Source organism: Chitinophaga sp. sic0106, from assembly GCF_019219075.1.
Classification (GTDB): Bacteria; Bacteroidota; Bacteroidia; order Chitinophagales; family Chitinophagaceae; genus Chitinophaga.
Genome location: NZ_JAHUWJ010000006.1, coordinates 214,523 through 229,206, shown reverse-complemented (window position 1 = coordinate 229,206; position 14,684 = coordinate 214,523). Strand labels below are relative to the sequence as shown.

Sequence of the window (14,684 nt, the reverse complement as noted above, 5' to 3'; positions counted from 1 at the left end):
ATGAGAAAAACATCAGAAAAAAAGCTCAGCCTGAGCAAAATCAAGGTTTCTAGTCTGAACGCTACTTCAAGAGAAAGAGATGCCAAAGCACCAACCTACACCGGTTGCAGCCTGTTTGCAAAATGTACGCCTCCTAGTACTAAAGCAACCTGCATCTAATTTTTCTTTTTAAAAAACAAAATCCTGTTTCATGAAAAAGACATCAGAAAAGAAATTGCAACTTGGCAAAATTAAGGTAGCAGACCTGGGAAAAAAAGCAGTTAACAACTCACCTGCTTTATTTTCCATCTCTGTAAAAATTACCTGCATCAGCCAAGGTGCTCCTATTTGCAGCGAGGATTCCTGCAGGTTCTGATTCCTGTAAATCCTAATCATCAAAATTGTTGATTATGAAAAAATCATCACAGAAAAAATTACATCTGGGTAAGATAAGGGTTTCTGTACTTCACAGTGCGTCTAATGCAGACGGCAATGCAGCTACGGGTACTACATGCCACGTACTGTGCTCTGCCAGGATCTGCGCTGTTAATACCAGCCAGGGCGCGCCTATTTGCAGTATTGATTCCTGCAGGTTCTAAACCTGCCAGTAGTACCGCTGCAGGGGCTGTGCTATTGTAATCCCTTTTCCCGCATACACCATCGTATGCACCCTTTGTATTCACAGGTACAACTGGCAAAACATGCAGCACATGCATGTTTTGCCTTTTTGACGTAATGAACTACCTATATGCCCGACAGAAAAGCAGCCACCTCCATACTGGAACAGATCAGTGCAGCATTAACCGAATTTGCTACGGAAGCCGAATACCCGGGACTCCTCGGCGGCTATACCGGCAGCGCGTTATTTTTCGCCTACTATTATCAGCTGACCGGTGACGAAAGTCACCTCGACAAAGCATACGCCGTCATCCAACGCAGTCTGGACGCAGTGGCCACCACCAGCGTCAACGGCTCCCATTGCAGCGGTCTCTCCGGCATTGCCTGGACCCTCCTGCATCTTTCCCAGATGGGCCTGATTGAAGAAGATGACCTCAACGAAACCTTCGAAGAAACGGACCAGCTCCTGGCCGAATGGATGGACCTGGAAACCGCACAGCATAGATTCGACTTCCTCCACCAGGGCCTCGGTGTAGCGCTCTATTTTCTCAACCGCCTCCCATCACCTGTGGCCAGAAAACAACTGGAAAAACTGGTAATGGAGCTGGACAGCCAGAAGTATAAGCTCGGCCAGGGCGTGGCCTGGAAAGACCTCTTCAGCTCACTCGGACTGGAAAAGGAAGACCGGCCCCTGTTTAACCTGGGCCTGGCCCATGGTAACCCCGCCATCATTTCCATACTGGCACGCATATACGAAAAAAACATTGCACAGGATATCGTAAGACCCATGGTACACCAGGCAGTTAACTGGCTGATCAGCACCCGTAAAACCAACCAGGAAGCCGGCAACAGCCTTTTCCCGGTACTGGTAGACGAGCATCATGTCATGACCGGTAGCATTCATAGCCGGCTGGGCTGGTGCTATGGCGACCTCGGTATCGCCTGCGCACTCTGGGATGCCGGCAGCCGCATGGATGTACCGGCCTGGAAAGAGTATGCCTTCGAAATATTTACGCATATCGCCACCTACCGCGATGCAGAGAACGGCACCGTACTGGACGCCTGCCTCTGCCACGGCAGCGCAGGCATTGCAGTAATCCTGCAGCAGGCAGGCATTAATGCCAACGACAGCATGCTGCTGCAAAATGCGGAGCATTGGTGGGAAACGGCCGTCACCCAAAATACCTTCGCCGACGGGCCGGCAGGATATAAATTTTATCATCATCCCCAATACGTTGACAGTCATAACATGCTGGAGGGCATCTGCGGCATCGGCCTGTCACTCATTACCTTTGTAGCCCCTGAAATCAAGCCTGCATGGGCCGAATCACTGCTGATCGTGTAATTTATTAAAATTATCTTGCAACGATTTTTTTGCTATCTTAGAGAACTACGAAATGAAAACTATATTCGAATAACCCGTCATGGCTATGCCAATAAACTGCAAGCCCAAGTACAGCAAATAAGAAAAACCATGGCCCGACTTTTTTTTGTGGACGATCATCCATTGATCCTGGAAGGACTGAGAGCATTATTTCACCTTGAACAAGATATAGATATAAAAGGCGAGGCAAGAACCGGAGCAGCATGCCTGCACCTGCTGGTAAACAACCCGGTGGACCTGCTACTGCTGGATACCGCATTACCGGATGTAAACTCAGCAGACCTCTGTACCACCATCCGCCAGCTTTATCCCGGCACCAGCATACTGGCACTGAGCTATAACCGCAATGATCCCAACATCCTACGTATGCTGGACAATGGCGCCAGCGGATGCCTGATAAAAAATGCCGACAAGCAGGAACTGATGACCGCCGTACATACCATACTCAGTGGTCACACCTTCCTCTCCCCTGCCCTGGAAGCCGATATCAGGGCAGTACGCCAACACCTGCACATCACCAAACGCGAAAAGGAAGTACTGTCGCTCATCGCCGACGGAAACACCAATCACGAGATTGCAGAAAAGCTGTTTATCAGCGCAGATACCGTGGATAGCCACCGGCGCAACCTCATGGGAAAGCTCAACGCCAGGAATACCGCCATGCTGATTAAATGCGCGTTCGCAAACCGGTTGCTCACCGATCTGACCTTTTAACGCGGTATTCCTCCAAACAGCCATTACATCTCCCTGAAAAAAAATAAAAAAACCGGCCCGCATAGCTGCAGGGCCGGTGGGTTGTAACAATGACAACCAGTTTATAAGGGACTATCTTTTATTTCATCCACCATACTTTCACGTTGGTAGAATTTCCTCCCATCGCATCCACCTGCGTTTTGAAATTCACGCTGTTATCGATGGACTCTTTTTCAGGATATTGCAGACGGTTGAAATCCTTGTACTGCACCGGATCACCATCACGAGGAGTACGGCCGGTACGGCGCCAGAGGTTATACGCCAGCCATGGCTGCCGGAAGTAGGACAACCATTCCTGGGCATAAATCTTATTCAGCAGCTGATCATCCGTGCCGGTAAATACCACCTTCGGATTGGCCAGGAAAGTATTCATTTCCCCAACAGTTGGCGAAGCCGGCGCTACTGCCGCCCAGTTGTCGTTCAGCACATTCGTATTGTGTGCAATCCTGAACCAGAAATTCACCGAAGCCCGGATACCTGCGTAGTAAGCCGCTTCCGCCAGTGCATTGTTCTTTGCCACACCCAGCCCCCTGGCATACGCTTCAGCCTTTAAGAACTGTACTTCTGCCGGTGTAATAAACAATTCCGGCTGATACCACACATCTCTCACCAAATAGAAATTGAAAGATGAGAACACGCTGTGATCTTTATTCAACGGATCTTTATCACGCTGATCGGAATATGGATTGGTGGCATCCGGCGCATTGGAACCTATCTGCAATGCCGCCCACTGGCCAGCCTGGTTAGTTTCGAAAAACAGGCGTGCACGCGGATCAAAGATGCCGGCTTCGCTGTTGGCATCCGCCATCAACTTCCAAACCGTTGAACTCAGGCGGAGGAATTTATGAGAAGAGAAGGACCAGTAACGGCTGTCTTTCAACTCCAGTCCACCCAGGTCCTTAGGCCACATACCCAGCTCCTCGCCTTCTTCCGGCAAGGGCACACCACTCAGGGCATATTGCAGGTAAGGCGTTGCTTTAGCAGCACTTTCTTCTACCATCTGCATAGCATGGCGCAGGATAAGGGCGTTGGCAAATTTCTGCCACTTGCTCATATCACCATGAAACAAGGTTTCGCTGGAACCCAGGGACTGATAAGGCCTGCCGGCAGCCGTAGTAGCATTGGCAGGTTTGATGTGCTCAGCAGCCCATTTCAGATCAGCGAGCAGGCTATCATAAATTCTTTCCTGGCTGTCGTATGCAGGACGGAACTCCCTGGAACTATTCGTATAGGCGAGACCGGCAGAGAAATAAGGAATATCTCCGAACTGGTCCGTCATGCGGAAAGTTTTGTAAGCCCGAAGAATGGAGGTGATCGCCTGCACATTGTTCATCTCCTCTTTATCCCCCTTGTAATTATCAATCTGGTCCTGCATCACGTTAAGGTTTTGCAGGGCATTGTAATAACTGGTCCATACATCGTTGGCGCCATTTTGCACGAGGTAGCCGGAGCTACCGCTTACCACCCCCAGTTGCGTTACGGGGTAATACCATTCATTGTGGATCGCCGCCTGCTCCTGGCCGCCCAGCAGCAGGGTTTTGATCACACCATTGGCCAGTGGGCCTATTTCAGCAGTAGTTGGTAATCCGGGTGTCTTATTTATTTCCTGGAAATCTTTAGTGCAGGCAGATAATAACATCGCAGCACCAGAAAAATATAACCAGACTTTATTTGAAATTTTCATGAGATCACATTTAAGAATGAACAACCGATGTTAGAATGAAACGCGTACCTGGAAACCGAGTGAGCGGAAACTAGGCAGTGACATATATTCCAGGCCCTGGGCATTGCCGGCACCATTTACCCCTTCCGGGTTGATGTTGAATGGCAGGTTGGTGTAGATATAGAACAAATCTCTACCTACGAGCGATAAATTAGCCGCCTGGAAGATGCGGGTACGTTTGATGATTCTTTCCGGTACCTGGTAGTTCACGGAAATTTCTCTCATTTTCACCCAGGTGTTTTCGAAGATGGAACCGCTGTTGATCCAGTCGCTGCCTTTGGTGGACTGACCAATATCCGTGCTGCTCCAAACCCCGTACTGCATGTATTTATAGTAATAGTGTACTACTTTATCATTCTCTTTACCATCGGCATACACCCCTGGTAAAATCACACCCCAGTTGGTTTGCGTACCATCAGGCGTAGTGTAAGGCAAGCCACCGCCATTTCTTTCCGTTAAGGTAGCAGGTGCCAGGCCACCCTGCATCATGGTGGCATAGGTACCGGACCAGATATCGCCGCCGATTTTGAAATCTACCAGTGTTCCGATAGACACACCGCCAGGCAGTGTGAAGGTATTGGTGATACCTCCGGTGAGCTTAGGAGTGGCGTTACCGATAGGTACGGGGCCGTCAGTAGCTTTGTACAGGGTGCCTTTCATATCGGCGCGACCAAAAGGAGCATCTGCCAGAATCGGGCGGCCCTGCGCATCACGCTGGTAATCGTAGCCATAGATGGTACCAAACTGGTCGCCTACTTTAGCGGAGATCATAGGTCCGTGCGCACCGTTATCATTCCAAACCGAGGCCATATCTACCCTTTCAGCACCTTCGGAGAGCGACAGCAGCTTGTTATTGCTATGTGCCAGGTTGAGGCCCAGGTCCCATTTAAAGTTTTTGTTGGTAACTACTTTCGCGTTCAGGATCATTTCGTAGCCGGAATTTTCCAGCACGCCGCTGTTAACCGTAATTTCCTTTACGCCGGAGCTCAGTGGCAGCGGGGAGTTCAGGATCTGGTTGCGGGATTTCCCTTTAAAGTAACGCAGGTCTACATTGATGCGGTTGTTGAGGAAACCCAGTACCACACCGATGTCGGTGGTATTATTGATCGCAGGTTTAAAGTTCATGGCAGGCAGGGAGTTAGGCAACATGAGTGCTGCCTGGCCTGCGAATGTTTCTGCGTTGTAGTTGTAGTTTACCTGGAAAGGCAGCGGATCTACGGCTGCCTGTGCCCAGGCTACACGCAGTTTACCAAAGCTCAGGATGGCAGGATCCGCATGCAGCAGGTCGGAGAACACAAAGCTACCAGCCACAGACGGGAAGAAGTAAGACCATTGGTTGGCAGGTAAAGCTGATGACCAGTCGTTACGGCCCGTTGCATCCAGGAACAGGTAATTTTTCCAGGAGAGGTTCACGAAACCATACACGGAGTTCATGCGTTTGCGCAACCAGCTTTCCTGTGTAGGTTTAGGATTACCGAGATAGGTACCGGAGTTGAGTGAATAGTTGAATGGGATAGCCCAGGTGTCGTTGTAGTTATAGGTACCATACATCTCGCGCTGGTAGAGGGTTCCACCAACAGAGAATTTACCGCTCAGGTTCCCGTTCATCATCTTTTCCTTATGAGCAGTGGCGATCAGTTCCAGGTTGCTGGCATTGTCGCGCTCCAGGCCATGGCCATAGTAGCCCAGCATACCGGCAGCATCCGTAGGAGGATTTTTAGTAGTAAGCTCGTTGGTATTATTATCCAAACCACCTCTGAAAACGATGTCGAGGAAGTCGGTAGCTTCATAGTTGAGCTGCACGCCGCCGAGGAGTTTTCGTTTATCCAGCGTCGATTTATTCTCCATGATATTCCAGATCACAAAGCCGCCGTTACCTCTCCATGGGAAACCTGCGTCTACGGTTTTGTTCTGGCTGCCGTCTTCATTTTTATACATGGCAATATCTTCTCCTTTATAGTTACGGCCGGTATTGTACACCAGTCGTTTCTGCCAGGAGGAGGCGTCGTTGTTACCCAGCTGCGGCGGGTTATCGTAGTTGTTGATGATATAGGAAGCGGTGATTTGCGCGGTCACGCGTTTGGTGAGGCGCATATTGGAACCGAGGTTGAAGTTGTTCCTGCCGTAGCCGCTGTTGGGCAGTACGGAGGTGTTATCCAGGTGGGAGAAGGAAGCGCGGATGGAGCCCCATTCGTTGCCACCAGAGAGTGATACGTTGTGGGTGGACTGCTGTCCGTTGCTGTACAGCAGTTTGATATTATCCGGCTGCGGGGTGTTAGCCTGCATGGTGCCGTCCCACCATTTGATCATGGTACCATCCATTTTTGGCCCCCAGGAAAGGCTGTTACCTGACCATCCTGCCTGCTGATAAATAGGGACACCGTAAGGGCCGGTACCATTTTTATCTACAAACAGGCCATTCCAGCTGTCCACCAGCATAGGGTTGCCATTTGCATCGCGTACATAGTCGGGCGCATTGAGCGACACCATACCGCCGGCGCCGTATTCGTTCTGCATTTTCAGGAAGCGGTAAGGGTCCACTGATTTGTAGCCATAGGAATAGTCTACGCCGAGGCCTGGTTTTTTCGCACCTTTTTTGGTGGTGATGAGGATAACTCCGTTAGCACCTTTACCACCGTACAATGCAGCTGCGGTGGGGCCTTTGAGCACGTTGATGGTCTCAATATCTTCCGGGTTGATCATGTTGATCGGGCTACCGAAATCTTTAGGAGAGCTGGCGCTGGAAGCATCTACGCTGGCGCCGGAGTACATAGCGCTACCGGTGGGCGATTTACGCGCATCATACCCGGTAGGGAGGTCGTTGGCCATGGGCATACCATCCACGATAATGAGCGGTTGGTTATCACCCTGGATGGTATTGTTACCACCAATTACGATGCGGGTGCTACCGCCATCTACCCCGTTGGGGGTGGTTACGTTTACGCCGGCCATTTTACCGGAGAGCGCGTTGATGACGTTAGGCGCATTAGAGCGGGCAATTTCAGCACCTTTCACTTCTTCCTGTGAGTAGCCGAGGGCACGTACACTTCTTTTGATACCCAGGGCAGTAACGGCAACACCATCGAGTGAGGTGGCCGAAGTGGCGAGGGTGATGGTGAGTGTGGTGCCAGCGCCAACGGTTACACGCTGTGTGGTAAAACCGATGGAGGTAAATACCAGTACATCGCCTTCGCTGGCATCCAGTTCAAAGTGGCCGTTGCCATCTGTTACCGCACCTTTGGTGGTACCGGCAATGACTACGTTTACACCTGGCAGCAGGCCACCATCTGTACCGTGTACTACCCCGCTGATTTTTTTCAGCTGCAGGTTGAAGTCGGACAGTTGTACGCCCATACCATTCTCCTTTTTGAGGACAATCTGCTCATTGATCACTTCATAGGAAATGTGCAATGGTGCCAGGATGCGCAGTAATACATCACCCAGCCGCTCCTCTTTCACGTTAACGGCTACACGTTGTTTGGCCGATAAGGTGGCATTGGAATAGGTGAAATTTACGGCAGTTTTTTCCGTGATTTTCTTCAGCACTCCTTTCAGTTCTGTCGGAGGCAAGTTGAGTGACAGCCGGGTATTCAGTATCTCCTGTGCGGTGGCGCCGTCGGCGAAAACGCAGGTGATAAAGCCCAACAGCAATGATATTTGTAACAAAGCAACCCTCATAAAAAATATGACATAGCGGTTGGAGTTTGCAAATTTGTGCATAACTTCAGAGTGGTTTTGTGGTGATTAATTAGCGTTAATGAAGCAAAACATATCCGTTGCAAAGTGGACGAGACTTTGCAGGGAACATTACTGGTGGCGGTGTTAGCGCACTGCCACCTTTTTCTTTTGTCGGAATTATCAGGTAAATGTCTGTGTCATCAGGTAAATCATTTTAGTTGATTTTGGTTAATTGTATAACGAGTAGCTGTTTATTGTCTGGTATTTCAGTTACAAGGCTTTCCGGTTATATATACTTGTCCGGCATGAATAGCATAACTGGCATTAATGGCTGCACAGATTATTTTCAGTTTGTCTTCCAGTGACTCCTTCAGGAGGTTTGTTGTAATGGTGCATCTGGCAAATATTTTTTCATCGGCGTGGATAGTGATACCGTATGTTTTACTGAGTATAGCGAAGATCTCGGTGACACGGGTATCTTCAAAAATAAATTGGGAATTATTATTAGCGGCAACGGGTGGCTGCTGGCCGGTGGCGGCAAGTTCGGCAACAAACCCGGTGGTAGCAGGGTCGTAGCTGAGCTGGTGGTTGGCTGATACGACGTAGCTGTTAGCTGTATCATTCTGACTGCACACGGCTACGCTACCCGAGTGTACGGTCACCACCAGGTTACCCTTTTTATTTTCACGGATAGAAAAGCTGGTGCCCAGTACTTTCACGGCCAGGTTGCCGGTATATACCAGGAATGGGTGATCCGCATCTTTTGCAACATCAAAGAAGGCTTCTCCTTTCAGGTACACTTCTCTCCTCGCAGCTTCCAGGAAGTTGCTGTGGCGGATGGAGGCGCCGGTGCCCAGTACTACCTTGGAACCATCGGTCAGGTAGGCCGTGGTGTTGTCAGGTGAATCGTTGGTGCGTGTAATCAGGTGTTGGGAAGATGCCTGTGCTGGCGTTGCGGCAGGGTCCTGCTTTTGGCGGAGTGCATACCAGGCAAGTGGTAGCGACAGTAGCAATATAGCTGCTGCAGCTGCCCTAAACGGAAATCTTCTTTTGTGGGAACGGAACATGGGGATGACAGGCCGTGTGTGACCGCTTTCAACAGATTGCGTGATTGCCGCGTGGAGGTCCTGTTCTATTTCAGGAGGCAGGGTCTGATGGTATTGGTGGTGCAAACTTTTCACAACGCCCACGGCCTCCAGCAGCTCCTGCTGTTGTTCCGGGTGTTCCTGCTGCCAGGCTTCCCAGTAGCGGCGACTGCTGTCATCCGGACAGATGACCCATTTAATAAAGCTGTCGTCCTGTATATACTTCCAGGTGGCGTCGTTAAAGTTCTTCATGCAACGTGAATTACAAACAGTGTATTACACCGTCTATATACCTAATGACAGCCACTGAATTTTTATACTCAGTTTTTTAAAACTTTTTTTGAAATATTTCTGAACTAGATAAAAAGATGGAAGGTTTCGAGGAGTCGCGCCGCAAAGCCGGTGGATTGCAGGGTATCTTTAATACGACTGAGGGAGCTGTAAAGCAGGTTGCTGACGGACTGATATTTCATTTGCATCAGATCCGCGATATCCGCATTAGAGAAGCCCATATAAAAGCGCAGCATAATGATTTCCTGCTGGCGCCGGGAGAGCTTACTGATAGCCTTTTGCAGCAGATCGGCCCGGGAGCCTGACATCTCCGCATCTATCAGTTTATCTTCTGCGGTCAGTTCAGTGCCGGCGTCCTGTAAGGTCTGGAGGTACTGATGTAGTTTACCTGCGGTATTTTTATAGTTATAATTGGCCCTGATGAGTTTATACTTAAGACTTTTAAACAGATACAAACGGATATTATCTGTTTCGGCAACGGTAGTGCGGCTATTCCATAGGTCGATAAACAGGTCGTGGATGATATCCTTGAGTTTCTCCCGATCCTCGCAGTAGCGGATACCATATTGCAGCAGTGGCGCAACAAAGCTGCGATAAATCTGCGTGAAGGCAGGTTTATCACCTGATTTGAATTTACTCCATAACTCCTGCTCATTATTAAATTCCACCATCATACCTGGCATGGCTTGCTTATGTTATAGGGAAATCGATCCTGGTTGCTTATTGGTCACTATACACTTCAAAGTAACATTAATTTTTTTTTAATGGCAAATAAAGCAAATGATTAAACATTGAATACCTGTAGAGCCGGGCTGCGCCCGGCTCTCAAAACATGATCTACGCGAGGAGCCGGGCGCAGCCCGGCTCTACAGGCGCTGGCTCGACTCCCTCACGATCAATTTCCCCGGCAGGGTCACCTGCTCCGGCTCAAATCTTTTCTTCTGTATATGCTTCAGCAATAATTCACAACTGCGCTTACCTATTTCAAAGGCAGGTTCGGCTATAGTGCTTAAAGCAGGCGAAACAATAGCTGATACAGGATCGTTCGTAAATCCGATCACACCAACGTCTTTGCCTATACGAATATTTTTGCGCTTCAATGCCAGGATAGCACCGATGGCCTTACGGTCGTTTACCGCAAAGATGGCATCAGGTCTCTCCCCACAAACCCATAGTTGCTCCAGATCCTGTTCCCCATGTTGCTGCGTAAAGCCGGAATGTACAATCCAGGATGGCTCCACCGGCAGCTTATGTTTGCGCAAGGCATCGAGGTAGCCATTGAGGCGGGCCTGGGTAAAGGTGAGTCCTTCCGGACCAGCGATATGTGCTATTTTGCGATAGCCATTTTTGATGAGATGAACAGTGGCTTCGAAGGCACCGTTGTAATCGTCCTGCATCACTTTCGAGGTATGAATATTTTCTGACACCCGGTCAAAAAACACGACGGGTACCCCATTATCAATCACCTCCTGAAAATGCTGATCAGAATCGGCCTGTGAAGATACCGATACCAGCAGCCCGTCCAGCCCACTAAGGGAGAGGTTTCGCACGATATCCACTTCCCGCTCCGCATCGTTGCCGGTTACAAATAACGTGAGATTAAAACCTGCTTTATAGGCTACATCCTGTATGCCGGTAAACAAAGTAGAAAAATAATAATTCGTGATTTCCGGCAGCAATATGCCCAGGTTGTGGGTACGGTTATGTACCAGTCCTATCGCGTTGAAGTTAGGTCTGTAATTAAGTTCTGTGGCTTTTTGCAGCACTGCCTGTCGCGTGCTGGCGTTCACATCGTAGGTATCTCTCAATGCCCGCGACACAGTTGACACAGAAATATTCAAAGCACTGGCTATATCTTTTATTGTGGCAAAACGGCGCATCCTCGGTACTCTTAGTTGGTAGGTACTCAATATAAGCAAAAACAGCCGTTCTGCCCAATTTCCGGTTGTTTTTTCGGTAACGTTCTCGGTGATTTATTTGATGAACGTTGCTGTTGATTGTACTTTGGAGAAGTAATGCAACCAAGAGTAGATCACCTGTAAACACAGCCTACGTATGAAAAGATGTATGAATCTAACCAGCTATTCCTTCTACCTTCTGATCTTTCTGATATGCTGCGGCAGCACCGCTTTTTCGCAACAGGCCGCTATAAAAGGTACCGTGCGCGATGCTGCAGCAAAATCACCACTTCCCGGCGTCACCATCAATGTAAAAGGCAGCAGCAGCGGCACCACCACTGATGCCAACGGACATTTCACGCTCAACGCAGCCAGTGATGCGGTGTTGATATTTTCGTTTATGGGATACGACAAACAGGAAATTCCCGTTGCCGGAAAAAGCACGCTGGACGTGGCTTTACAACAAACCACTGCCAACCTCGGAGAGGTAGTAGTAACGGCACTCGGCATTGAACGTAAAACCAGGTCACTCGGCTACGCCACGCAACAAATCAAAGGCGCCGACCTCTCCATGGTAAAAGACCCGAACGGTAACATCATGAACAGCCTCAGCGGAAAAGTGGCCGGCATCGTGACCACACCAGCGGCAACCGGCCCTGGTAGCGCCGTTCGCGTGGTGCTCAGGGGAAACCGCTCCCTCACCGGCAACAACAACGCGCTGGTAGTAGTGGATGGTGTGCCCATCGATAATACCATGTCCACCGAGGCTGGCGGCGGCGGCTCGGTAAACACCATCGCCACACAATCCAAAAGCACCGGCAGCAGCTACTCCGGCAGCGATGGCGCCAGCAGCATCAATCCGCAGGACATCGAATCCATCAACGTGCTCAAAGGCCCTGCCGCCGCTGCCCTCTACGGTAGCCGCGCTGCAAACGGCGCCCTGATCATCACCACAAAATCCGGTAAAGCAGGCAAAATGACGGTCAACTACAACGGCGGCATCGCCCTGGAACAACCGAACCTGCTCATGAAATTCCAGAATACTTATGGTCGCGGTAACGGCGGCACCTACAGCCCTGCCGCCGCTGAAAGCTGGGGAGCACCGCGCACCACCTACCCGGATAACGTGCGCAACTTCTACAACAACGGTACCTCTATCACCAATTCGGTAGACATCTCCGGAGGATCAGATAAACTCCGCGGGTATGCATCGTACACCAATAATTCCAATACAGGTATCATTGAAGGTAACTCTCTCCTCCGCCATACACTCAATCTGCGCCTCAATGCACAAATCACCTCCCGCCTCAGTGCAGATGTGAAAGTGACTTACCTGGACCAGAAAATAAAAAATAAACCACGCCTCGGCGATAACGGTGTTGCCAACGAAGCACTCATCATGCCACGTGATATGAGCTCCGACTCACTCAAAATCTACGAGCGCTACGATGCCACCGGCAAACCAATACCTGTATACTGGACCAATTCCTCCATCTATGTAAACCCATACTGGGATGTAAACAGGACTAGTCTCAACGAACAACGCAGCCGCGTTACCATCCTCGGTACCGCAAAATATAAACTGACCGACTGGCTCAATCTCCAGGGCCGCTACAGCCTGGACCGCTACGATGATAACATCGACGGCTCCTACTACGAAGGCACCCTGGCCATGACCGTGGCCCCCGGCGGCAGGTACCTGGAAGGCAATATCAGCGCCTGGGAGCGTAATATGGACCTGCTGTTGTCGGGTACCAATAAAATGGGCAGCGACTTCGGCGTGAGCTACAACATCGGCGCAGCACTCAATGACCGCCGCGGCAAAAACAAACAAACTATCGCCAACGGCCTCGTGGTGCCTAACCGCTTCCACCTCAACTTTGCCGCCACACCGCAGATAGCTGTACTGGATGCAGAAAGACAGATACAGTCGGTATACGGCAGCGCCTCGTTCGACTTCCGCCAATACCTCTACCTGGATGTAAGTGCGCGCAATGACTGGTCCTCCACCCTGCCGGCCCCACATAGCTATTTCTATCCTTCTGTAGCATTCTCCGCCATTATAACCGATATGGCTAAACTACCTTCCTGGATCAGCTATGGTAAGGTAAGAGCCACCTATTCCCAGGTGGGTAATGATGCAGACCCCTACCTGCTGCTGCAGGCCTATAGCTACACACAAGGCACCGGTAACGGTTTCATCTCCCGGGATAACCTGAAATATATTCCGAACCTGAAACCGGAGCAAACAAAGGCCTATGAGCTCGGGCTCGACTGGAAGTTCCTTAACGACCGCATCGGCATCGACCTCTCCCTGTATAAAACCAATACCATTAACCAGCTGATATTCGTAGGGGTGCCACAGGCCACCGGCTTTAACCAGCAGTATGTAAACATTGGCAATATCGAAAACCGCGGTATAGAAATTGTGCTGAACGGCAGCCCGGTAGTGGGTAAAAATTTCAACTGGAATTCCACCCTCAACTTTGCGCATAATAAAAACAAAGTGATTTCGCTTACAGATGATATACAGGAAACCAGCCTGTCGGCCTCGAATGTATTGGGCAGCTTGCTGATACGCCCTGGCGGCTCTTATGGCGACATCTACGACAAAGTATGGGCTACTGACGAAAAAACCGGGCAGCATATAGTAAACAGTGCGGGGCTGCCGGTAATGACTGCCGGCCTGCAAAAGATCGGCAACTTCAATCCGGACTTCACCCTGGGCTGGGGCAACCGCTTTTCCTACAAACAATTTGACCTGAATCTGCTGATTGATGGTCGTGTAGGCGGCATCCTGGTATCGGGTACCGATGCCTTCCTTGGCTACTATGGCATTGGCGATTACACAGCACAGTTCCGCGAAGGCGGCCTGGTACTGCCGGGTGTACACGAAGATGGCACTCCTAATACCACCGCTATCAACGCAGAAAAACTCTGGACGAACGTATCACAAAGTGGCCGTAACGGTTATGCACAGTTCTTTGCTTACAGCGCTACCAACTTCCGCCTGCGGGAGCTGGCTCTCAGCTACAACTTCCCGCTGCACAGCAGTGTGCTGAAACAGGCGCGGGTATCGCTCACCGGTCGTAATCTTTTCTTCCTGTATCGTGGTAAATCCATTTTGGATATACCGGGCATGGGTAAACGAAAACTGCCGGTTGATCCGGAATCTGCCATCGGTACCAGTAACTACCAGGGTATAGAATCCGGCCTGTTGCCCGCCACCCGCAGCTTTGGCGTGAATGTAAGTTTATCTTTCTAAGTCTATTAAA

Annotated in this window: 10 protein-coding genes; 5 read left to right on the top strand and 5 right to left on the bottom strand. The window is 50.1% G+C overall.

Annotated features, from left to right (window positions below; genetic code table 11):
- From KW844_RS11440 to KW844_RS11425, 4 genes are all read left to right on the top strand, one after another.
- Complete coding sequence (locus tag KW844_RS11440; RefSeq protein ID WP_218376863.1) at positions 1-159, top strand: hypothetical protein; 159 nt, start codon at positions 1-3, stop codon at positions 157-159.
- Between the two features lie 31 nt (positions 160-190).
- Complete coding sequence (locus tag KW844_RS11435; protein ID WP_218376862.1) at positions 191-355, top strand: hypothetical protein; 165 nt, start codon at positions 191-193, stop codon at positions 353-355.
- 372 nt (positions 356-727) lie between these two features.
- Positions 728-1,942, top strand: a complete 1,215-nt coding sequence (locus tag KW844_RS11430) for a lanthionine synthetase C family protein (RefSeq protein ID WP_218376861.1) — start codon at positions 728-730, stop codon at positions 1,940-1,942.
- Between the two features lie 129 nt (positions 1,943-2,071).
- Positions 2,072-2,695, top strand: a complete 624-nt coding sequence (locus KW844_RS11425) for a response regulator transcription factor (RefSeq protein WP_218376860.1) — start codon at positions 2,072-2,074, stop codon at positions 2,693-2,695.
- A gap of 118 nt (positions 2,696-2,813) precedes the next feature.
- On the opposite strand, the gene KW844_RS11420 is transcribed toward KW844_RS11425, so the two are convergent.
- The 5 genes from KW844_RS11420 to KW844_RS11400 all read right to left on the bottom strand — a co-directional run bounded on the left by KW844_RS11420 (position 2,814) and on the right by KW844_RS11400 (position 11,391).
- The gene (locus KW844_RS11420) at positions 2,814-4,418 is read right to left on the bottom strand and encodes a SusD/RagB family nutrient-binding outer membrane lipoprotein (protein WP_218376859.1); all 1,605 of its coding nucleotides are present in this window, start codon (positions 4,416-4,418) and stop codon (positions 2,814-2,816) included.
- A 30-nt stretch (positions 4,419-4,448) separates the two neighbouring features.
- A complete protein-coding gene (locus KW844_RS11415; protein WP_218376858.1) occupies positions 4,449-8,177 on the bottom strand; it encodes a SusC/RagA family TonB-linked outer membrane protein in 3,729 nt (1,242 codons plus the stop codon).
- 224 nt (positions 8,178-8,401) lie between these two features.
- Complete coding sequence (locus tag KW844_RS11410; protein WP_218376857.1) at positions 8,402-9,472, bottom strand: FecR family protein; 1,071 nt, start codon at positions 9,470-9,472, stop codon at positions 8,402-8,404.
- 104 nt (positions 9,473-9,576) lie between these two features.
- Positions 9,577-10,185, bottom strand: coding sequence for an RNA polymerase sigma factor (locus tag KW844_RS11405; protein ID WP_218376856.1), 609 nt, complete (start codon positions 10,183-10,185; stop codon positions 9,577-9,579).
- A 192-nt stretch (positions 10,186-10,377) separates the two neighbouring features.
- Positions 10,378-11,391, bottom strand: coding sequence for a LacI family DNA-binding transcriptional regulator (locus KW844_RS11400; protein WP_218376855.1), 1,014 nt, complete (start codon positions 11,389-11,391; stop codon positions 10,378-10,380).
- A gap of 175 nt (positions 11,392-11,566) precedes the next feature.
- Here KW844_RS11400 and KW844_RS11395 point away from each other — a divergent pair, with 175 nt between their 5' ends.
- Positions 11,567-14,674 (top strand): SusC/RagA family TonB-linked outer membrane protein, encoded by a 3,108-nt coding sequence (locus tag KW844_RS11395; RefSeq protein WP_218376854.1) that lies wholly within the window; start codon positions 11,567-11,569, stop codon positions 14,672-14,674.
- Positions 14,675-14,684: the final 10 nt, after the last annotated feature.